Source organism: Psychrobacter pacificensis, assembly GCF_018336615.1.
Lineage (GTDB): Bacteria > Pseudomonadota > Gammaproteobacteria > Pseudomonadales > Moraxellaceae > Psychrobacter > Psychrobacter pacificensis.
In genome coordinates this window covers 1,464,865-1,486,635 of record NZ_CP048752.1, presented here as the reverse complement: position 1 = coordinate 1,486,635, position 21,771 = coordinate 1,464,865, and the positions used below count along the sequence as shown (strand labels likewise).

The following is a 21,771-nucleotide window of genomic DNA, read 5'->3' as shown; positions in this document are numbered from 1 at the left end:
ATATGTACAGCAAGGATGTTTGAATAAAGCAAACCACTGTCTAGCATGATTGTACCACTGCCTTTTTTGGTATGTCGCTATTATTGTGTACTGCTCGCCTTTAATAACTGCTTGGCATACGGATGCTGTGGCTGGCTAAAGATATCTTCTGTGAGCCCAGACTCCACGCATGCCCCTTGTTTTAGTACCATAATATGCTGACATAGTGCGTGTACTACTTTGAGATCATGACTGATAAAGACATAACTTATTTGCAGCTTTTGTTGAATTTCACGCAATAAACTGACCACCGTTACCTGCGTGGTACTGTCAAGCGCAGAGGTAGGCTCGTCCAATATAAGTAGGCTCGGTTTCATGATGAGTGCGCGCGCCAATGCCACGCGTTGACGTTGACCGCCGGACAGCTCATGCGGATAACGCTGCGCGAATGCTAAAGGCAAATGGACGGTAGCCAAACTCTCCATCACCGCCTGCTGACGCGCGTCTTTATCCACGCCTTGTACCAACAGTCCTTCTTCCACAATTTGCATGACCGTCATACGAGGGTTGATACTGGCAAAAGGGTCTTGAAACACCATTTGAATCTGCGAGCGAAAGTTACGTAGCACTTTTTTGGACAGTGCTGAGATATCTTGCCCATTCACCACTATCTGTCCATGCACTCGTGCTTGATTGCCAAGCAGCTGACTCAGCGCCAGTGCAATGGTGGTTTTGCCAGATCCAGACTCACCGACGATCCCTAATGCCTGCCCTTTTTGCAAGGTCATATCAACAGCTTTGACCGCATCAAACCAACGTTTTGTACTCCCAAATAGACTTTTTTCGATTGGGAATTGTACGTTGAGATTGCTCACTTTTAATACAGTTGATGGTCCATCTGCATGATCTGCTACTGGCTGTAGCGCTTGACCGAAGTCTTGCTGAATGAGCGTGCGAGTATAATCGGCTTTAGGCTGATCAAATACCGCCGACGTTTGACCCTGCTCAATCGTTTGACCTTGCCGCATAACGATAATCTCGTCGCTATAACGCTTGACTAGATTGAGATCATGGCTGATTAATATCATCGCCATACTGTGCTTGCGTTTAAGATCATCTAGTAGGGCCAAAATCTCATGCTGTAATGTCACATCAAGTGCAGTGGTTGGCTCATCAGCAATCAAGATATCAGGCTGCTGAGCCAATGCCATCGCAATCATTACTCGCTGACGCTGACCACCTGACAACTCATGTGGATAACGATTCAACTTGTCAGAGGGATCCGTGATATTGACGTCATTTAGCAAGGCAATGCTGGTGGCTCGCCATTGTTTTTTGGGTACGCCGCTTAAACGCAGTGATTCAGCGATTTGTTTTGCAACGGTATGTAGCGGATTTAGCGCTGTCATCGGCTCTTGAAATACCATACCGATCCGCTGACCACGAATAGCACGTAGTGCGGCATTACGCGATTTGTCATTCGCTATCGGTAGTTGAGACATGCCTGCCGTGCTTGCCAGCTGAACCTCACCCTTAATCGTCAAATTCTCTGGTAGCAGACCTAGTAGTGCAAGACTGGCAATCGATTTGCCAGATCCTGACTCACCAACGATAGCCAGAGTTTGCCCCTGTCTTAGCTCATAAGATAATTCATCGACCAGCTGGATGCCTGTAGCAGTTGTGATACTTAGGCTATCTACTGTCAGCACGAGCTTGTCTTGCGCGCGATTAAGATTTTCAGTTGGCGCGTTGTATTGCTCGGTAGCCATAATATTATCGGTCATATCAAGAGCGCCTCGGATCAAACGCATCACGCAGTGCTTCGCCAACGAAGATGAGCAATGACAAAATAAAGGTCAAACTAAAAAACCCTGATAAAGCCAGCCAAGGGGCATCAAGGTTATTTTTTCCTTGTACCATCAGCTCACCTAAAGACGGCGAGCCAGGCGGCAACCCATAACCCAAAAAATCCAGCGCAGTCAACGCAATGATATTAGCTGTTAATATAAAAGGGAGCTGAGATAAACTTGAGGCTAACGCATTGGGCAGAATATGTCTGAGCATGATTTGGCTATCAGACACACCGAGATTGCGCGCGGCACGCACATAATCAAAATTACGAGCACGCAAAAACTCTGCTCTTACCAAACCGACCAGCCCCATCCAACCAAATAACAGCATCATGGCAAATAGCATGATAATACTGGGACTAAATAAACTGACTAAGATAATAATCATAAATAGCTGAGGCATACCGCCCCACACTTCCATAAAGCGCTGCCCTGCCAGATCTACCCAGCCGCCATAATAGCCTTGTATTGCACCGACAATAATACCGATGAGAGCACCAGCGAGCGTCAGCGCCAGACCGAACAACAATGAGACGCGCATACCATAAAGTATCCGTGTCAGCACATCGCGTCCCATATCATCAGTGCCAAGCCAGTTCTGAGCGTTTGGAGCCGCTGGATAAGGCAGACCAAGCTCGACATTGGGTGTCTGATCAGCAAACGGAATAGGCGGCATTATATAAAACCCTTGCTCATCAATCAGCGACTGCACTGCAGGATCTTTATAATTGGTTTCGGTCTCAAATACACCGCCAAATGTCGTTTCAGGATAGGCCTTTAATACCGGAAAGTAATAGTCGCCTTGATATTGCACCAGTAAAGGTTTGTCATTGGCAATGACGTTAGCTGCCATGCAAATGACAAATATCACTGCAAAAACAAACAGTGATATTACCCCAAGACGATTTTGGCGAAAGCGATTTAAACGCGCTTGCCAAATGGGGTTTAAGCGCTGCTTTTTCGGTAGCGCTACCTGAGGATTGTGCTCAGGCATTGGCGCTTTATCTGGTTCGCTATTAATAGTACTGCTCTTTGATGAAGATTGATTATTTGACATTAGCGCCCCTCAAAATCAATACGGGGATCAATTAAGTGATAGCTTAAGTCGCTGATTAATTGCAGTAGTAGCCCTACCAAGGTGAAGATAAATAGCGTGCCAAATATCACTGGATAGTCGCGTTGTTGAATGGCCTCAAAACCTAACAACCCCAACCCATCTAGTTTAAAGATAATCTCAATCAAAAAGTTACCGGCAAAGAAAATACCAACGATAGCGGCTGGGATACCTGCGATGATAATCAACATAGCATTGCGAAATACATGACCATACAACACCTGACCCTCACCCAGTCCCTTTGCGCGAGCGGTCAATACATACTGCTTGCCCAGCTCTTCTAAAAAGCTAAATTTGGTCAGATACGTCAAGCCCGCAAAACCACCTACGGTACTGGCTAGCAGCGGTAGTGCCAAATGCCAAAAGTAATCTTTCACCTTACCAAGCGCGCTGAGCTGGTCAAAATTTTCGGACGTGAGCCCTTGTAGCGGGAAAATATTCCAATAGGTGCCACCTGCGAAAAATACCAATAAAATAACTGCAAAGACAAACACAGGTATCGCATGTCCAATAGCCAGCAGCATGGCAGTGGCTTTATCAACCCCTGAGCCATGATGCATCGCTTTATACACGCCCAGTGGAATGGCAATCATATAAATAAGCAGCGTACTCCAAAGACCAAGCGATATCGAGACTGGCAGCTTTTCTATAATGAGATCGGTCACCGACTGCCCTTTAAAAAACGACTCACCAAAATCGAGCTGAGCGTAGTTTTTTAACATAAGCCAAAATCGCTCTGGAGCGGATTTGTCAAAGCCATACTGAGCATTAATAGCAGCGACCATTTCCTCAGAGAGACCGCGCGTTCCTTGATAAGTGCTGTCATTGCCACCTGCACTGCCCGCGCCAATATTACCACCAAGTGCGTTGTCTTTTGCCCCCTGCTCAATAAGCGCAAGCTGCTGCTCAACAGGTCCGCCTGGTGCCGCTTGTACGATTACAAAGTTGGCAAGCAATATCAAAAATAGTGTCGGTAATATCAGCAGGAGTCTTTTTAAGATATAACGACCCATAATAGCGACTTCCTAAATAAAGAGAGAGGGCGATGACGACAGCAGTATATTCTTTCGTGCTAAAGGTCTACACAAATATATCTATGTATTAAAAACTTGCATTAAAAATTATTTTTCAGCTCGCGTAACGCTGCAAATACCGTCAAAGAGTTATCATCGTCGATAGTTACTTTTGATTTAACCCCTGCAATCACACTTGGCTCTTGGGTACGCAAAAACACGTTGATCGCACGCTCATGCTCTAGCGTCACTGGCAGTGTCGGCACACCTTGTGCCGTTTGTGCCTCAGCTTGCGCTAATGCTTGTTGCATTGCCTCGTTGTCAGGTTCGATAGACAATCCAAAGCGTATGTTACTAGCCGTATACTCGTGCGCAGGATACAGTAGTGTCTCATCAGGTAATTCATTTAGACGTTTAAAACTATCATGCAATTGCTCAATCGTACCCGTAAAGACACGTCCACAACCTGCACTAAACAACGTATCCCCGCAGAAGCAGTGCTTTTGCCCATCAATATCTAAGATATAAGCCATGTGGCTGGCGGTGTGTCCTGATACGTCCCAGACTTGTGCAGAGCAGCCCCATGCACTCACCGTGCTGCCATCTTTAATAGTTTGATCCTCATCAACCCCATGCTCACTATGCGCAACCAGATGGGTCATCGGATACGACTCCTGCAATTCTGCGACACCACCAATATGATCATGATGATGATGCGTGGTCCAAATCGAGGTTAGCTCTAGTCCATGCGTCTCTAGATAATCGATAACCGGCTGGGCTTGACCTGGATCAATAACGATCGCCTGCTTATTATTTTCATTAATTAATGTCCAAATATAATTATCATTAAACGCTTTAATGGGGTGAATACGGATACTCATGTCAAATCCTTACCAGTAGTTATTTTTTTACTCGTTATTTTGAATTATTTCGTTTTGATTTTACTTCTCGCTTTTACTGCGTGGTAACAACCTATGCGTTTGGCAGTCAGCTATTACTAGACCAAATCCTGTCAAAAGGTACTGCTTACTGCTTCAAATATTTGTTGATGCGTCCTTCTGCTTCTTTGTCCACCCACCAGTAGTCGATGCCGACGGCGTTGGTCGGTAATGTGTCCGTATGACGGTATTGGTTCCAATAAGCAACATTGGTGCCAGACTTGCCATACAATGGTACGACATAATGACCCGCTCGCAACAACCGATCAAGCACCTGCGTATATAACACAATTTCGTCACGATTTTTGGCATTACCAAGATTAGCAACCACCTCATCGACGGCTGCATTTTTGATACCAGCACTATTGTGATTGCCAGGCTCATCAGCCGCCGCACTACCCCAAAATGCAGCCTGCTCAGCACCAGGCGATAGACTTTGGGCAAACACATCGACGACCATATCATAATCAAAACGGCGCGTTCGCTCATAATATTGCGGCCCATCCACTTGGCGCAAGGTTGCCTCAAACCCTAAGCGTTTTAAATTACGAATATAAGGCAACAAGACACGGCCCATGGTCTCGCCTGTCATCAAAATCTCAATTTGGGCGGGCTGACCATTCGGCTGATATAGCGTCATATCATCATAATAAAATCCAGCATCTAGCAATAACTGCCGCGCTTTTAGTAATCCTTGTCGATTAAAGCCATTGCCATCACTGCTGGGTAGCTGCCATTCTGCTAAGACGGCTTTACGCTGAATCGGTTCAAGCTTAGACAATAAAGGCGTTAACACCTGCATCTCTTCACTAGACGGTGTACCAGTTGCCGCAAGCTCCGACCCGTGAAAGAAGCTCTGCAAACGTTCGTACTGTCCATGAAATAATGTCTTATTCATCCATTCAAAATCATAAGCAGCCGTTAGGGCTTGGCGCACCCGAATGTCCTGAAAGATTGGGCGGCGCAAATTCATCACCAATGCCTGCATGGGCACTGGGTTTTGACTGGTTATGGTCTCTTTTTTGATAAGACCTGCTTTCACTGCAGGAAAATCATAACCACTCACCCAATTTGATGCTTTGTTTTCGGGGCGAAAACGGTACTGGCCAGATTTAAATCCTTCAAAGGCAATCTCATCGCTTTGATAATAAACGAACTTAATCATGTCAAAATTATAACGACCACGATTGACCATCAAATCACGACCCCAGTAATTGGGATCACGTATGTAGCTTACTGAACGCCCCGCATCGACACGTCCCAGCTTATAAGGCCCACTACCCATTAAGGGTGTCAGGCTGATCTTTTCAAAATCAGCCTCAATTGAGGATTTGGCAAAAACAGGAAACTGCCCAACCGTCAGTAGGATTTCTTTGTTTTCAGCGGAGGCAAAGACAAATTTGACTTGCTGCTCGTCGATGACTTGAACGGCTTTGATATCAGCCAAATAGCTACGAATAGACATCGGACCTTTGTTTAATATTGCATCAAAAGTCGCTTTGACATCATGACTGGTCACAGGCGTCCCATCCCAAAAACGGGCAGCAGGATTGATGTGATAGACAATCCAGCTGGTATCGTCTGGATCATAGGTTACCTTACTTGCCAGCTGTGGATACATGGTAAACGCTTCATTTAACGAACCTGTCATCAAGGTATCATACAGATAGTCGGTGCCGATCATTGGCACGCCCGTGGTCATCCACTTATTGGCACTATTAAAGGTACCACGCGCATCTAGCGAAAGCGTGCCGCCTGAAGGCGCTTTTGGATTGGCATAGGGCATGTAAGGCGCATTGATGTATTTCGTAGGACTGTTATGTCCAAGCGCTGTCGTTGTGATAGGCGCCGCAATACTGCTCGATATCCAGCTGACAGTGATGGCTAGCAAAACAGCTTTTAGCAGAGCATTTTTTCTTATCATAACGTTATAACAAACCTCTATGCTAACCAATGCGAGTATCAAAAATTAAGCGCTGACGGCAAAATAGCCTGATAGCAAAATTTCATCATAACAAACTTAGGTTTTTTAACCTAATATTTTGCCATGTTACGCGGCGTCAGTGCGACATCCATCAGTATGACATCATTGGTATTAGATATAATGATGGTAGATATTGAACGCTTTTTACTCAAACTGTGCATCGATAAATATACTCATAAAAAAAGACGCAACTTATAAAAGCGGCGTCTTTTATTTTAAAGTCTAGTATGGCCTATGCATGCTTTTTTTCAAACGCAATCATAAAATCAACCAACTGCTGTACCCACTCAAGTGGTACGGCGTTGTAAATACTGGCTCGCATACCGCCTACGTCACGATGACCTTTTAGATTTAACAAACCAGCTTTTTCTGACTCTTCTAAGAACACTTTATCAAGGCTGCTGTCTGCTAAAGTAAATGGCACGTTCATGATAGAGCGATACTGAGGATCGACTGGGTTGTGATAAAAACTACTCTCATCGATTGTCTTATAAAGTAAATCGGCTTTTTGCTGGTTGATTTTGCCAATAGCAGCCACACCACCCTGCGCTTCCAACCAATCAAACACCAGTCCTGCTAAGTACCAAGAGTACGTCGCTGGCGTGTTAGACATAGACTCTTTGTCTGCTTGGTGCTCATAGTTCAGTAGCATAGGACACCATGCGCTAGCCTGCCCCAACAGATCATCACGGATGATTGCAATGACCAATCCTGCAGGACCGATGTTCTTTTGGGCACCTGCATAGATCATACCAAATTTAGACACGTCTATCGGCTGTGACAAGATACAAGATGACATATCGGCAATGATTGGCGCGTCTACTTGTGGTGGCTCAAATATCTGTAGACCATGGATAGTCTCATTGGCACAGTAGTGAAAATAAGCGGCATCGTCACTCACAGTCCACTCACTTTGGGCGGGTACAGTCGTAAAGTTGTCCTCTTTGCCAGTCGCGACCAAGTTTATCTTACCCAGACCAAGTGCTTCATAGCGCTGGGCTTCTTTAATCGCCTTACCTGACCATGCACCCGTCGTCAAATAATCGCCGCGTCCGCCATTTAGCAGGTTCAATGGAATGGCAGAAAACTGCAAGCTAGCGCCGCCTTGCAAAAACAGCACTTTATAGTTGTCTGGTATCTCCATAAGCGTGCGTAGCTTAGCTTCTGCTTTGTCAGTAATTGCCATGTACTCTTTACTACGGTGGCTGACTTCCATGACCGATAGGCCGCGACCTTGCCAGTCGAGCAATTCGCTCTGAGCACGCTCCAATACGGATGTTGGCATGGTGGCAGGGCCAGCACAGAAGTTTGGCAGACGATGCGGCGTACTATTATTAGCAGTGGGTGTAGACGTTTGGGTTATAGACATAATCACAGTCCTAGGTATGATGAAATAAAGAAGCGACCTTTATTTCAGTTTGTTGATAAAAAAATTTACATCGATATCAGTTTTAATATCACTCAATGAGATATGCGCTCCCACAGCTGACGTTTAGCATCACTATCTGCAATCATGTCATCTAATGTAGGCACAGTCATAAGGTTGGGGTGCTGAAGACCTTCAGGTAGTACTGTTAAAGCAGCAACTTTTATCTCTTCGCGCAGACCAATTCTAAAGATATATCCAGCAAGGCTGGCATTGGCAAGCTCTACTGTGTCCATACCGGCGCAAATCGGAAATGAGGTCGTCTCATGAGTCATTGAGAGTGCTTGAGTGATATTATTCCATAGCTTTTGGCTATCACTATTAAGTGCCTGAATATCAACCAATATCACCCAATCTCCATAGCGTCCACCTTGTAAGCTAAATGGTGCTACCTTTTTCAAGCTGTCGTCATTTACACTATCACTATTATGACTGCTTTGAGATAATTGCTGTGGCGCAATAGGCGCAGTTGTTGACTGCACCACTTCATCTATAAAAAATGCGGCGGTTTGGTTTGATTCGATATCTGGACTATTGTGAAGACGAGGTGCATCTGAAGTAGCAGATATCTCATTGCCCATACTATCAAAACTATAGGTGACTGGGCTTTGCTCGGTGGCTGCCTGTTCATGAATACCTAGACCATGAGCATCGTTATTCACATTGTCATGGTTGCTGCTATAAGAGTCATTCGTATCATAACCACTGGTCGGCTGAACGACTGTCTCTATAGCAGCTCCAGCACTCGCGGATTCAGTATCAATAGAGCCAGTATTTGAGTGTTCAACCGAATCTATCGTGATATCCGCTATATTTACGGTACTTGACTCAGGCCGCACCCATTGATTGATACCCATCATCGCTAGGATTTGGCGCTGCTGCACACGGCGCTGCAATACATTTAGCGGGTCTTGGATATCACTCATACGACTCTACTATCCTAATTATGTTGTCTATATAGTTTTTTAGATGATTTTGGTAGTTCTTATCAAAAAAGCTGCCGTACGCCTAGCCAACGCTCTGACATTGCGATCAGGCAATCATATTCATCTTGGCTGATTATCGTATCGTGTAACATCACGGTATGCAATGTACTTAGCCATTGTCGATACTCATGATGAGCAGGTCTTATCGTGCTATCGTCATTATAATCTATTTGACTACCATCCTGTTGTCTCTCTGGATAATTAGTACTACCCAAAGTATTTATGGGCCGCTTGATAGAATGAATAGTAGAAATAGGAACCGCAGCAATAATCGCTAATAATTGAATACTATTTAAGTGTTGTGCCGTTAATAACAACCATTGCAAGTTGACATCGCTCACTGTCGTCAAATCAATATCAACCAAACGCGCATGACGTCTTAAATCTACAATGTAATGCGCCACACTCTCATCACCTTCACTCAATAATGAGCGCTCATATATTGAGATCATCTGGCCTTTAGCGTCTTTTGATAGCCGATACGCCAGTAAAACCACCATCGATATCTGAGCATCGCTCAGTGCTTCAAATACTTGCCCTGAAGGATCTAGCTGTACCCTTACGCCTTCTATACCAGTTTTGAGTGTCTGTGATGATAGAGCTTGCGTATCCGTATCGTGTAAAACCTCAGACAATATCGGTAGTAACTGCTGTAATTGTAACGCTTGCCATAATGACAGTATGGATGATTTTTGCCTCTCTACAGCTAATGAATGATTAAATGAATTCGCTGCCGAGTAAGAGCGATCACTCGATATTTTTTGATCTACAGAATCACAAGCTAAGCTTTTAGTTAAGTCAGATGTCAGCTGTTGGTGAAATAACTCAACCATACCTTGTTGGTAACGCAACAACATCGTACGGCATTTTGCTTGTTTTTTATAGTACTGATCGCTTTCGTGACTGTGTTCGCTGTCACTTCTAAGCTTTAATTTTTTGATATGTATTTCAGATAAGTCATGACGACGTAACTGGGCTAATGCGAATACAATCAAAGCACTGTCCAAACGTCTATCCAAATTGGCCACTATGGCCAGTAGCTTAGCATCTATCCTATGGGGTAATACTTGCTTATGACTAGTAGAGTCACTTTCAATAGAAAAGCCCTCACCCCAAATATCTGCCAAACCATATAATGCATTTGTTGATAATGGTTGATGCTGATGGCAAAGCATGACCGCTTCTATTAGCGCTTGTGCACCAAGTGGATGATAAATATGATCGAGTACATATTGCGGGAGTGACACCTTTTGAATATCGCTCGCTTCAATTAATGTATCTTCTGGTAGGTCAGCGTCAGGTTTGGCCTGCCAAGGCTTCAGCAAATTATCGGTATCTATAGGTGCTATTTCTACCTGCAAGCGACCATTGATAATTGTATCTACCTCTTTAGTGAACTCGAGACCTTTATCTGTCTGGCTTTCACTGTTACTTGCAGTGTTATCAAAAATAGCGTTCTGCTTATGGTTTTCTTCTGCATCAATATCGAACAATGATCGATGCGGCAATTGAGACTTTTGAGACTTTTGAGACTTTTTCTGTGAATTTTTGCTTAGGCTATTTTTTATTACAGCTCCCCAATCACCTAGATGGCGCTGCCGATATATTTCTTTTATCTTCTGCTGATTGATCCGCTTTTCTTTAACGACTTGTACGGCAAACTTACGATAGGCATCAGCATTAATAGCACTCATACGCTCCGTCAAGCTTGGATGAGTGGCAAACCAAGACACATCCCCCAAGTCCGTGCCACTACTGGCAAAGAAAAAATGGCTGAGTCCGTTGATATCAGCAACACTCGATAATCGTGACCCAATCGGGTCCTGATGAATGGCTTTTAAGGTTTCTAGGATCGCAGGCGAGCGCGTTAATTGTACGCTGGTTGCATCAGCAAGTAACTCACGCTCACGATTAAAGCTATGCTTAATCAACTGAGCACTGGCCATACTTGAGAAGCTCAAACCATGGAGCAGTAGTGTCCAGACACTACGGGGTGCTCTGTGAGGCATCGCTGGTGTATTTTGTACCCATCTAGACTGATGCTGGTGAGACTGCTGTTGCCAGTACGCTACCCACTCGCTGTGGGTCGTAAAGTGAGTAGTCTGAGCTTCGGTATTGCGCGCGCGTCCATCAACGTGTCTCTGTGATAGTAGCTTATGCGATACATTGTGATTATCAGCATAGCGAGTATTAGGAATGGGATCGCTCCAATCATATAGTATCTGTAAACCAGCCAGTACCACCATCAGCTGTAGATTGAACGTGGCATCCCCATGCAAGATATGACCATACTCATGACCAATCAGCCCATATAATGCTTCATCAGACAATTTATCTAGCGCGCCTTGGGTCACGATAAGCACCATATCTTGACGATGGCGACCAGCGACAAAGCCATTGATTCCTTGCTCATTGGGTAGTACGTATAAGAGAGGCGCAGACAAACCTGATGCAATCGCTAACTGATAGGCAATCTCATAATAACGACGATAGACTGGTGGGAAATCACGCTCGCTTCGTACTGCTATATGATGTGAGCGATAGTGAACTTTTTCTTTGATTTCATATTGATGCGCGACCCCATGACTGTGCTCCCATGGTTCCTGACTGTTATCAATAAACAGTCTGACCGCCCCTACTCGCTGGGCAATAGCGCGTCCCCCCGCTCGCAAGCGCCGATATTCTAAAAAACTCCCACCAACGAAACTGCCTACTATAAAGAGAATGACTAGCATCAATACCCAATGATATATACCACCCGTGAATATCGTTAACAGCAGTCCCATGATAGCCAGTGCCACCACGATATGGGCGAGCACAATAAGGAAAAACAGCCCATACAGTAATAGACTGCGCCGTGTACGTATCCGCTGTTCACCAAAAAAATCCATTAACTGGGCTGCCTAACCTTGGCCAAATTTATCTAAATCTTAGCCCAGATTAACATTCGGTGCTTTAGCAATGACATCTCTGTCTGCAAATACCAAGGGGCTAAGCGGACGAAAACCAAAGGTTGTACTGACAAGATTGTTAGGGAACACTTCACGATCATTATTATAAAACATCACACTATCGTTATAGTGCTGACGAGCAAAACCGATTCTGTTTTCGGTATTGGTCAGCTCATCCATCAACTCTTTGATCATACTGTCCGCTTTAAGCTCAGGATAGGCTTCTACCACTGCCGAAAACTGACTCAACGCTTTGGACAACATGCCTTCTGCTTTGGCAAATAGTGCCATGTGCTCTTTTGAGTCTGGCTGATGCTTATGCGAGTCTTGTAGGTTTTGAGCATGATTACGTGCGCTAATAACTCGTGTCAGTGTCTCTTCCTCATGAGTCAGGTAACGCTTAGCTGTTTCGACTAGATTTGGAATCAAATCATGGCGACGTTTGAGCTGCACATCTATCTGCGCAAAGCCGTTCTTTGCTTGGTTACGTGCACGCACCAATTTATTAAATATGGACACCCCAAACATAACGATTAGCACCACAAATATAATGAACAGCCAAACAAACATCTTCATAACCAAACCTCAAAGTGTCTAGAATGTTATTAAAACTTAATACATTGTATTTTAACGCATATTAATCAATGACGCTTTTAATTTAAATAAGAAATCGAATGAAATTTTAGACAAAAAAAAGCCCTTTACAATGAAGGGCTTAATACAGAATACCGGTATATTAGGTACTTTATTAGAATATCTATAAATTTTTAGCAAAAAAAAAGCGACTCCATCAGCACATCCTCGGCACACATCAAATCTATTACCGTTGCTACCTTCCGGTCCTGGCGGGATTCATAGAACAATGTTGCGAGGCTACCAATGGAGCCACCGGATGAGATTATACAAGGATTTTTTAATTTTACAACCCCTATCTCAAAACTGTTTGTTTTAATCGAAAAATAACCCAGTAACCTAGCTCACAAAATTCTCACAGCAACTTATACAGATTTTGTTATTTTAGTGAATGAAGTTGCACACATGTCAACACTTAAAAATAAGAGGTACAACTTCCTTTGTAAATACCTTTTGAAAGTATTCATATGAATACCCTTAACATTGATTTAGGAGATAACCATGAAAAATGCTCTATTGAATAAACTGGCCATCGCTCTGGTACTGCTTGTTTAATGACAGCCATGATAGGTAGCGCCCATGCAGAGCCAACAGGCTATGACCAACTGACGTTTCAGACAGAAGTAAAAGAAGAAATCCAAAACGATGAAGTACGTGCCAGCTTATATAAAAAGGCTCAGGCAACGGATGCCAAAACTTTAGCCACGATGCTTAATACGTCAATCAATAATGCCATGAAAATTGCCAAACGCTACCCAAGCGTGACTGTGAGCACTGGGCAGCAGCGTACCTATCCACGCTATGACAAAAACGACAAAATCATTGGTTGGACAGGTCAAGCAAACATAGACTTGAAAAGTACAGACTTTGCAGCAATCAGTCAGCTGATTGCGGATTTACAAGAAACCTTAGTCATGGATAATCTTAATTTTGGGGTTTCAGACACCAAAAAAGATGCATTAGAGCAAAAACTAATGACAGAAGCGTCTCGCGCCTTCCAGCAGCAGGCCAAAAACCTGACGCGCGCTTGGAATGCACGCGGCTATCGCGTCGTGAATGTTAATTTGAATACCGGTAGCAACTATCCACGCCCAATGTATAGCGCTATGAGCATGAAATCAGGCATGGCAGACGAGTCGGTACCAAGCCAAAGCTTTGAGTCTGGTAATAGCACTATCTCAGTGACTGCCAATGGTACCATTGAGCTGACCAAATAAGTAAATGACAACAGGCTTATTTAAAGCTCAGTAGAAGCAATACATAAAAGGGCAGACGCGATGATCACGTCTGCCCTTTTTATTTATATATTACTAATGACTTTGCTATTGAGATACAGCGTCATTACCGCGCATTTTTAACAAGACCTTTTGGTGCCATGGCAAGCGCTCGTAAGCAAGCAGCTGCTCGGCAAGCTTCTTTTTCTTTTGTAGAATCAAGGTGTTTTGAATGACATGTACCGTACGATTGACTTGCTGACGGGTTTGTCCTGATACTGTTTTTACGACAGCGCGAATACTATGTGGGCCTGGCTGCAGATCAACTGTCGCAACAGAGGCACTCAGACCTTGAGCAATTTCTTTATCATCCAAATATATACTCACTTGATCGCCATTTTGTAATGCAGGCTTTACGTCAAGCGCGATGACGATACTCTGTGCAGGGCGCTGATAGGCACGCTCTGTACTCGGCTCAATCATACTCAACTGATAGTTGATATTCACCGCAGGTTTGGTGGCAGCGGCAGCTGGAAGATCAGTATTGCCTCTGACCTCACTTGGCATTCCTTTGGGGGCGCTACTTTCGCCGGTATTAACGCTGGTCTGGCTGACTTGTTTTCCTGCCTGCTCCTCATAAGACTGCGGACGATCGGTAAAGGTGATTTGCCCTGTTTGCTCATCAATCACTTTATAGATGGGTGCTGCGTTGCTGAGAGGCGCACAAAGACTAGCCATGATAGCCAATGCTCCTAACTGTATATTACCTCGTAACAAATCTCGCTTTGATAACAAACTCATAGTCAGTCAACCTAATTAGTATTTACTATTAATATACTTTTATAAGAACTATTATGCGACACTTTTGGTGCAAAATCAGTAGGATTTGATGTGAAATCAATGGTATTTAAAAAAATATCATCCATTTATACCACTATCTTTTCCAACAGGTACAAAAAAACCAGCCAAAATTCACTTGACTGGTTCTTTTTTATCGAATTAACTTAACGGACTAATTCGTTATTAGCAGCTGTAGTACATGTCAAACTCGACAGGGTGTACAGTCACGTTTAGGCGTTGTACTTCTTCTTCTTTCAATGCAATAAACGCTTCTAGCATGTCTTTAGTGAACACATCGCCTTTTAACAAGAAGTCATGGTCATCTTTTAGTGCTTGTAGCGCAACATCTAGACTCTCTGCAACCGTTGGGATTTGCGCTTCTTCTTCTGGTGGCAAGTCATATAAGTTCTTGTCAGCCGCTTCACCTGGGTGCATCTTGTTCTGGATACCGTCAAGGCCTGCCATCAATAGCGCAGCAAATGCCAAGTATGGGTTCGCCGTTGGATCAGGGAAGCGCGCTTCGATACGTACCGCTTTCGGGCTGCTCACATGTGGCACACGAATAGACGCCGAGCGGTTAGACGCTGAATAAGCAAGCTTGATAGGTGCTTCATAATGCGGTACAAGACGCTTATAGCTGTTCGTTGATGGGTTGGTAATCGCATTCAGCGCACGAGCATGCTTGATGATACCACCGATGAAGTACAATGCGGTCTCAGACAAACCAGCATACTCATCACCAGAGAACGTGTTTACGCCGTCCTTTGAGATTGACATATGCACGTGCATACCTGAACCGTTGTCACCAACGATTGGTTTTGGCATAAAGGTCGCTGTTTTACCAAACTGGTGCGCCACGTTATGGACAACATATTTCAATTGCTGAACTTCATCCGCTTTACGTACCATCGTGTTGAATGCAACACCAATCTCAGACTGGCAAGAAGCCACTTCGTGATGATGAACTTCTACGCGGCCTTCACCAACGATTTCTTCGATGCGTTCACACATGACAGAACGCATATCGTGTGAGCTATCGATTGGTGGTACTGGGAAGTAACCGCCTTTGACGCGTGGACGGTGAGCCATGTTGCCCCACTCATAAGTCTCATTAGTTGACCAAGCCGCTTCTTCAGCCGTGATCTTGTGGCTGACGCCAGACATGTCAACTGACCATTTTACATCGTCAAATACAAAGAACTCAGGCTCAGGACCGAAGTAAGCCGTGTCACCGATACCAGTCGACTTCAAGTACTCTTCAGCGCGGCGTGCGATAGAGCGTGGGTCACGATCATAGCCTTGTAGTGTTGATGGCTCGATAATATCGCAAGTCACGACCACAGTAACCGCATCAAAGAACGGATCAACGAACGCCGTTTCTGGATCAGGACGCAAGATCATATCAGACGCTTCGATACCCTTCCAACCAGCGATAGATGAGCCGTCAAACATTTTGCCATCTTCCATGACATCTTCATCGACAGTCGATGCTGGGAAACTGATGTGCTGCTCTTTACCGCGCGTATCAGTGAAGCGAAAGTCAACCCATTTAGCATTAGAGGATTGAATAAGATCTAATAATTTGTTCGACATACATAATCTCCGTTGTGTTGGTCACGTTATTGCAATTTAAAATTGTTGGTGCCATTTCTTGTGCAAGAATTCCAGATGTCCTTCCAATACCAAACAGCGCATTCGATATTATGCTTATTATCAGCACTATTTGTCGGATTAGTCAAGACACTCACCTAAGACGCTTTCTTAATTAGCCCAATAGTCATCTCAATGGTCTACAAACATCTTAAGTCAATTCTCATATCATTCTAGCAATATATAACTCGTCATGCTGAACTCTTCTGGCACTTATGAATAATTATTTTTAGACCCGTTTTTATGGTCATCAATAATCATACCAACTTCAATGCAAAGGCTATGCCAATATCTCAAATAAATTACTATTTACCTCACTTAAAACAATATTTTACAATAATTACAGTGACTTACGCCAAATAATTTTTATATAAAAATATATTTTTGCTAACAACCTTTATGTTGAGAGGTTATTCGACGCACTAGTTGTGATAATTTTGCACTATATTGGTGCTAAGAAAATCTTATAATTATTATATTGTTCTTTTACGGTGCAATAATAAAATATCGATTTGCTGATTTTTCTCTGCTCGTGAAATCATTATGATGAGAGAAAACTATTTTTATGTAATGCTTATTTAGCTAGCCCATGCTCTGCATTTGATAGAGGACAAAATAGTGGTAAGATAACCGCGCGCCATAATGCCCTCTGTCGTTATCATAGCTGCTTTTGTTTGGTAACTAAAGCCTTGAACAACGGTAGGCGTATATCCCATATTACAAACAGAATAAAACTGATAAGTTGAAACCTTCATGATTTTGATGATCGATAATTACGACAGCTTTACGTACAATATCGTACAATATTTTGGTGAATTGCAGCAGGACATCACCGTTTGGCGTAATGATCAAGTTACTATCGAGCAGATTCGAACGTTAGCACCGGACGTGATTGTTATTGGCCCAGGTCCATGCGACCCTGATCGTGCGGGTGTTTCGCTCGAAGTTATCGAGACATTCAAAGGCATTATTCCGATACTTGGTATTTGTTTGGGTCATCAAGCGATTGGGCAGGCGTTTGGTGGACAAGTCGTCAAAGCGGGCGAAGTTATGCACGGACGGTTATCAGCCGTCTATCATAATGACCAAGGCGTATTTGCCGGACTACCAAACCCATCGCAAGTCACACGCTATCACTCACTTGTCATTGATAGGCATACCCTGCCAGATTGCTTTGAGCTGACCGCATGGACGCAGAACGTTGATGGTAGTATTGAAGAGATCATGGGTATTCGCCACAAGTCACTTGCCATAGAAGGCGTCCAGTTTCACCCTGAGTCCATTTTGAGCGAAGCAGGTTATCAACTACTTAATAACTTTTTACACACTTATGGCTTGGCAAAACTAGCATCAGATGCGCTACCACAGGTAGGCTAGTTTTGACTTAAGAACCTGCTTTCATTACTCTATCTCAAATCATAGATAGATTCACATAAAAAATAGATTCACATAAAAAACAATCATAAGCGAGATCATCATGAGTACGACAAAAACAGAAGAAGCTCACACGCCAGAGGATATTGCAAAACTGTCTGATGCCCAAATACATCAATTATTGACGACGGCTTTGAGTAGAATCTTTCAGCACATCGATTTGACCTTTGATGAGATGTATCAAGTGATGCTGATCATCATGCAAGGTAGATGTAGCGACGCGATGATGGGCGCTATCTTGACAGGTCTACGTATGAAAGGTGAATCTATCGATGAGATCACCGCATCAGCCAGTGCGATGCGTGCGCTGGCTGCCAATATTGAGCCAAAAAACTGCGACTATTTGGTCGACATCGTTGGTACTGGCGGTGATGGTGCCAACTTATTTAACGTATCGACTGCATCGGCATTCGTTGTCGCGGCGGCTGGCGCACAAGTTGCCAAGCATGGTAATCGTGGTGTCTCAACCAGATCTGGTAGCTCAGATTTGCTTGAGCAAGCAGGCATCAGTCTTGCGCTGACTCCAGAACAAGCAAAAGATTGTATCGAGAATGAAGGGGTTGGATTTTTGTTTGCGCCCAACCATCACAGCGCCATGCGTTATGCCAATCCTGTACGTCGTGAGCTAAAAGCGCGTACCATCTTTAATATTTTAGGCCCATTAACCAACCCTGCTGGTACGCCCAATTTAGTTATTGGTGTCTTTACCGCGCAGCTGTGTGAGCCAATTGCCAAAGTCATGAAAAACCTAGGCGCACGGCATGTCATGGTCGTCGGCGCAAAAGATGGTTTGGATGAAATCAGTCTAGCAACCTCGACCACAGTTGCTGAACTAAAAGATGGTGAAATATCCGTTTATGAGATGATGCCAGAAGATGCAGGTATCGAATCGCAAACCCTGATTGGTCTCGATGTCGACTCTCCTGAACAAAGCCTTGCACTGATCCGCGCTGCTCTATCTGGTGCTGATACCCATGACCGTGCTGTACTTAAAGCCCGCGATATGATTGCTTTGAACGCAGGTGCGGCAATATATACCGCCGGACTTGCCAGCAACTATCCTAATGGCGTTAGCCGAGCTCAAAAAATTATCCAAAATGGTGATGCTTTACTCAAGCTTGAGTCTTTGGCCAAATACACGCAGCAGCTAGTGATTGAGGGTTGATTTATACGCACCAATACAGTGCAAAACTATATATCACTACCTATTTACCTTTAACAATATTCGGATAACAGCATGACCACAACTCATTCAGACATACCTTCGGTACTACAGTGCATTGTCGCAACCAAAGTAGAAGAAGTAAAAGCAGCTCGCGCGGCGCTATCTCTTGCAGACTTAAAAGCGCAAGTCGCAGCTGCTAACAAACCGCGCCGAGGTTTTGCTGCTGCCCTACGTGCTGCTAGCCCTGAAAATAATGGTGTTGGCATTATTGCTGAAATCAAAAAAGCCTCGCCATCTAAAGGCGTTATCAATCATAATTTTACCCCTGCTCTATTTGCGCAGCAGTACGAGCAAGCGGGTGCCAGCTGTCTATCAGTGTTGACTGATCGCGATTATTTTCAGGGCGATGATACGTACCTTATTCAAGCGGCAAATGTCTCAAGCTTACCAATACTTCGCAAAGATTTTATGATTGATGTCTATCAGATATATCAATCTTACTTAATGGGTGCTGACTGCATCTTACTCATCATGGCCTGCCTAGATGACACACAAGTACAAGAGTTACACGCGCTCAGTATTGAGCTTGGTATGGATGTGTTGATAGAAGTGCATACACAGTCTGAGCTTGATCGGGCGCTACAGCTACCACGCTCAGCGCACAATATTTACGGTATTAACAATCGTGATTTAAACACGTTTGATGTAGACCTACAAACCACGCTCGATTTGAAAAATATCTTAATCGAAGCACTCTCTGCTGATGCTGATAATGCCGATCAAAAACCACTGATCGTGACCGAGAGCGGCATTCATAGCAGTGATGATATTCGGCTTATGCTAAGTCATGATATTCAGCACTTTTTAATCGGTGAACAATTTATGAAAACCGATCATCCGGGACAAGCGTTACAATCCTTACTTGCGGGCGTCGCAGTAGACGAGTAAAGTAACTCAATAGTTCAAGCCTCAATAGAATCAGATAGCTTGAATAAAATATTTACTCTATAAATGACTCAACCTTTCATTCATCAACCAACGATACGTTAACTTTTATGTCAAACTCTCTGTTTTCAAAAGAAATGCAAGACCAACTTAAAGAATTAAAAGGCCAATTGAGTAAAGGCCGTGATACCAATAGCCCTGAAGGTGAAAACCAAAAGCCCACTGAGCCTGTCGCTTTGCCAACGCAAAAGCAAGTGAAAAAGACCGTCAAGCAGCTAGACAGTGAACATGTTGACGATGACAAAGTACTGTTCATGCAAGCTATGCATGGTGTCATTCAGCTAGAAGACAAAAACGTACGCTCACCTACTAGTACGGCAAGAGTAGGCAAACCTGATGCCGCAACACTATCAAAACGTGCGGCCGCTCAAGGCAGTGAAGCCAGCGATTTAGGCGCAGGCTTGTCAGACATGCAAGCCCTACTGAACCCTGTCGCCGCTGAAGCCTATTTGTCATATAAGCAGCCAACCTTGCAAAATAAAATCTTTGATCAGCTCAAAAAAGGCAAGCTGCGTTGGTACGATGCGGTAGACATCCATGGTTGTACGATAGAAGAAGCACGTGACGCCATGACGCAACTGCTAAGCCAAGCGAAGCAAAAAAATGAAACCATGGTAAAAATTGTCCATGGTAAAGGCTCTGAGGCCATCTTAAAGACTTGCGTTAATGGTTGGTTACGTCAATTGCCAGAAGTATTGGCATTTTGCTCTGCACCGCCAAAAGACGGTGGCAATGGCGCGGTATTGGTACTGCTCAAAAAGCCTAAAACAGATGGCGAATAGAAGTCATCGCTTATGATAACTCTATTAAATAAAAAAGGACTGCTTACTTGCAGTCCTTTTTTTATCGATTATCCACCTGTCAATCCTTAACGATTATTCCTTTGATATTCGCCTATCAGCCTTTACTATTGAATTATCCACTCACTATTTAACTGCCAAAGTGACATCAATATGAGCATACAAACCATTGAGACACCCCAAGAGCTATCCGAAAACATCAGCGCATTGATTGCAATTGAGCCAAAATTCGCGGCTATCTACGAGCAAGTTGGTCTACCTGATCTTAGGCACAATGCAGGTGGGTTTGAGCAATTAATGAGAGCAATGGTCGGTCAGCAGTTGTCTGTTGCGGCGGCGGCAAGTATCTGGAAGCGGTTGGTTGATGCTGCGTTGACAACGCCGTATAAAATCGGTGAAGCAACTGACGAGGCTTTAAAAGCTCAGGGATTGTCTAAGCAAAAAACTCGCTATATCCGCTCCTTAGTGGATCATAATATCGATTTTGCAGCTTTAGAAAATATGCCTAATGAAGAGGTAATAAACACACTTACCGCGGTTACGGGCATCGGACGCTGGACCGCTGAGATGTACCTGCTCTTTTCTTTAAAACGCGCAGATGTGCTTGCTGTTGACGACTTGGCCATCAAGGTTGCGGCGATGGAGTTATTAGGCTTAGCAGAACGACCAACACCCAAGCAGCTTAACAACCTCACTCAGCACTGGTCACCGTATCGCAGCGCTGCCAGCTTACTGCTCTGGTCATACTACGGCTTATTACGCAATAAAACCGCAGTACCTTTATAGCTG

General features: G+C 44.1%; 17 protein-coding genes and 1 other RNA gene. 6 read left to right on the top strand and 12 right to left on the bottom strand.

The window, feature by feature from the left end; genetic code table 11:
- Positions 1-80: 80 nt before the first annotated feature.
- The 10 genes from GYK50_RS06355 to ffs all read right to left on the bottom strand — a co-directional run bounded on the left by GYK50_RS06355 (position 81) and on the right by ffs (position 13,123).
- Positions 81-1,748, bottom strand: a complete 1,668-nt coding sequence (locus GYK50_RS06355; RefSeq protein WP_252962453.1) for an ABC transporter ATP-binding protein — start codon at positions 1,746-1,748, stop codon at positions 81-83.
- 16 nt (positions 1,749-1,764) lie between these two features.
- The gene (locus GYK50_RS06350) at positions 1,765-2,823 is read right to left on the bottom strand and encodes an ABC transporter permease (protein WP_071003610.1); all 1,059 of its coding nucleotides are present in this window, start codon (positions 2,821-2,823) and stop codon (positions 1,765-1,767) included.
- Between the two features lie 62 nt (positions 2,824-2,885).
- On the bottom strand, positions 2,886-3,956 hold the full coding sequence (yejB, locus tag GYK50_RS06345; RefSeq protein ID WP_212563526.1) for a microcin C ABC transporter permease YejB: 1,071 nt from the start codon (positions 3,954-3,956) through the stop codon (positions 2,886-2,888).
- 101 nt (positions 3,957-4,057) lie between these two features.
- On the bottom strand, positions 4,058-4,837 hold the full coding sequence (gene gloB / locus GYK50_RS06340; protein ID WP_212563525.1) for a hydroxyacylglutathione hydrolase: 780 nt from the start codon (positions 4,835-4,837) through the stop codon (positions 4,058-4,060).
- Between the two features lie 145 nt (positions 4,838-4,982).
- Entirely contained in the window at positions 4,983-6,815 is a 1,833-nt protein-coding gene (locus GYK50_RS06335; protein ID WP_212564511.1) for an extracellular solute-binding protein, read from the bottom strand.
- 295 nt (positions 6,816-7,110) lie between these two features.
- Positions 7,111-8,247, bottom strand: coding sequence for a 3-phosphoserine/phosphohydroxythreonine transaminase (serC, locus tag GYK50_RS06330; protein WP_212563524.1), 1,137 nt, complete (start codon positions 8,245-8,247; stop codon positions 7,111-7,113).
- Between the two features lie 92 nt (positions 8,248-8,339).
- Positions 8,340-9,230, bottom strand: a complete 891-nt coding sequence (locus GYK50_RS06325; protein ID WP_071001618.1) for a DNA polymerase III subunit psi — start codon at positions 9,228-9,230, stop codon at positions 8,340-8,342.
- Positions 9,231-9,292: 62 nt separating this feature from the next.
- Complete coding sequence (locus tag GYK50_RS06320; protein ID WP_212563523.1) at positions 9,293-12,181, bottom strand: M48 family metalloprotease; 2,889 nt, start codon at positions 12,179-12,181, stop codon at positions 9,293-9,295.
- Positions 12,182-12,220: 39 nt separating this feature from the next.
- Positions 12,221-12,817, bottom strand: coding sequence for a LemA family protein (locus GYK50_RS06315; RefSeq protein WP_071001620.1), 597 nt, complete (start codon positions 12,815-12,817; stop codon positions 12,221-12,223).
- 209 nt (positions 12,818-13,026) lie between these two features.
- Positions 13,027-13,123: signal recognition particle sRNA small type (gene ffs, locus GYK50_RS06310), an RNA gene on the bottom strand.
- Positions 13,124-13,437: 314 nt separating this feature from the next.
- Here ffs and GYK50_RS06305 point away from each other — a divergent pair.
- Complete coding sequence (locus tag GYK50_RS06305; protein ID WP_420070440.1) at positions 13,438-14,091, top strand: SIMPL domain-containing protein; 654 nt, start codon at positions 13,438-13,440, stop codon at positions 14,089-14,091.
- Positions 14,092-14,196: 105 nt separating this feature from the next.
- On the opposite strand, the gene GYK50_RS06300 is transcribed toward GYK50_RS06305, so the two are convergent.
- Both GYK50_RS06300 and glnA read right to left on the bottom strand, forming a co-directional pair.
- Positions 14,197-14,889 (bottom strand): DUF4124 domain-containing protein, encoded by a 693-nt coding sequence (locus GYK50_RS06300; protein WP_071001622.1) that lies wholly within the window; start codon positions 14,887-14,889, stop codon positions 14,197-14,199.
- Between the two features lie 222 nt (positions 14,890-15,111).
- The gene (glnA, locus tag GYK50_RS06295) at positions 15,112-16,521 is read right to left on the bottom strand and encodes a type I glutamate--ammonia ligase (RefSeq protein ID WP_071001623.1); all 1,410 of its coding nucleotides are present in this window, start codon (positions 16,519-16,521) and stop codon (positions 15,112-15,114) included.
- A gap of 810 nt (positions 16,522-17,331) precedes the next feature.
- On the opposite strand from glnA, the gene GYK50_RS06290 reads away from it, so the two are divergent.
- The 5 genes from GYK50_RS06290 to GYK50_RS06270 all read left to right on the top strand — a co-directional run bounded on the left by GYK50_RS06290 (position 17,332) and on the right by GYK50_RS06270 (position 21,768).
- Complete coding sequence (locus GYK50_RS06290) at positions 17,332-17,955, top strand: anthranilate synthase component II (RefSeq protein ID WP_071001624.1); 624 nt, start codon at positions 17,332-17,334, stop codon at positions 17,953-17,955.
- Positions 17,956-18,055: 100 nt separating this feature from the next.
- Positions 18,056-19,177, top strand: a complete 1,122-nt coding sequence (gene trpD / locus GYK50_RS06285; protein ID WP_071001625.1) for an anthranilate phosphoribosyltransferase — start codon at positions 18,056-18,058, stop codon at positions 19,175-19,177.
- A gap of 72 nt (positions 19,178-19,249) precedes the next feature.
- On the top strand, positions 19,250-20,125 hold the full coding sequence (trpC, locus tag GYK50_RS06280) for an indole-3-glycerol phosphate synthase TrpC (protein WP_212564473.1): 876 nt from the start codon (positions 19,250-19,252) through the stop codon (positions 20,123-20,125).
- Between the two features lie 107 nt (positions 20,126-20,232).
- The gene (locus GYK50_RS06275; RefSeq protein ID WP_186474426.1) at positions 20,233-20,964 is read left to right on the top strand and encodes a Smr/MutS family protein; all 732 of its coding nucleotides are present in this window, start codon (positions 20,233-20,235) and stop codon (positions 20,962-20,964) included.
- A 171-nt stretch (positions 20,965-21,135) separates the two neighbouring features.
- Entirely contained in the window at positions 21,136-21,768 is a 633-nt protein-coding gene (locus GYK50_RS06270; protein WP_212564472.1) for a DNA-3-methyladenine glycosylase family protein, read from the top strand.
- Positions 21,769-21,771: the final 3 nt, after the last annotated feature.

Excerpts from the sequence above, each read along its gene's own strand:
- GYK50_RS06355 (WP_252962453.1), bottom strand. The coding sequence starts at position 1,748 with ATGGCTACCGAGCAATACAACGCGCCAACTGAAAATCTTAATCGCGCG.
- GYK50_RS06350 (WP_071003610.1), bottom strand. The coding sequence starts at position 2,823 with ATGCCTGAGCACAATCCTCAGGTAGCGCTACCGAAAAAGCAGCGCTTA.
- yejB (WP_212563526.1), bottom strand. The coding sequence starts at position 3,956 with ATGGGTCGTTATATCTTAAAAAGACTCCTGCTGATATTACCGACACTA.
- gloB (WP_212563525.1), bottom strand. The coding sequence starts at position 4,837 with ATGAGTATCCGTATTCACCCCATTAAAGCGTTTAATGATAATTATATT.
- serC (WP_212563524.1), bottom strand. The coding sequence starts at position 8,247 with ATGTCTATAACCCAAACGTCTACACCCACTGCTAATAATAGTACGCCG.
- GYK50_RS06325 (WP_071001618.1), bottom strand. The coding sequence starts at position 9,230 with ATGAGTGATATCCAAGACCCGCTAAATGTATTGCAGCGCCGTGTGCAG.
- GYK50_RS06320 (WP_212563523.1), bottom strand. The coding sequence starts at position 12,181 with ATGGATTTTTTTGGTGAACAGCGGATACGTACACGGCGCAGTCTATTA.
- GYK50_RS06315 (WP_071001620.1), bottom strand. The coding sequence starts at position 12,817 with ATGAAGATGTTTGTTTGGCTGTTCATTATATTTGTGGTGCTAATCGTT.
- GYK50_RS06305 (WP_420070440.1), top strand. The coding sequence starts at position 13,438 with ATGATAGGTAGCGCCCATGCAGAGCCAACAGGCTATGACCAACTGACG.
- GYK50_RS06300 (WP_071001622.1), bottom strand. The coding sequence starts at position 14,889 with ATGAGTTTGTTATCAAAGCGAGATTTGTTACGAGGTAATATACAGTTA.
- glnA (WP_071001623.1), bottom strand. The coding sequence starts at position 16,521 with ATGTCGAACAAATTATTAGATCTTATTCAATCCTCTAATGCTAAATGG.
- GYK50_RS06290 (WP_071001624.1), top strand. The coding sequence starts at position 17,332 with ATGATTTTGATGATCGATAATTACGACAGCTTTACGTACAATATCGTA.
- trpD (WP_071001625.1), top strand. The coding sequence starts at position 18,056 with ATGAGTACGACAAAAACAGAAGAAGCTCACACGCCAGAGGATATTGCA.
- trpC (WP_212564473.1), top strand. The coding sequence starts at position 19,250 with ATGACCACAACTCATTCAGACATACCTTCGGTACTACAGTGCATTGTC.
- GYK50_RS06275 (WP_186474426.1), top strand. The coding sequence starts at position 20,233 with ATGTCAAACTCTCTGTTTTCAAAAGAAATGCAAGACCAACTTAAAGAA.
- GYK50_RS06270 (WP_212564472.1), top strand. The coding sequence starts at position 21,136 with ATGAGCATACAAACCATTGAGACACCCCAAGAGCTATCCGAAAACATC.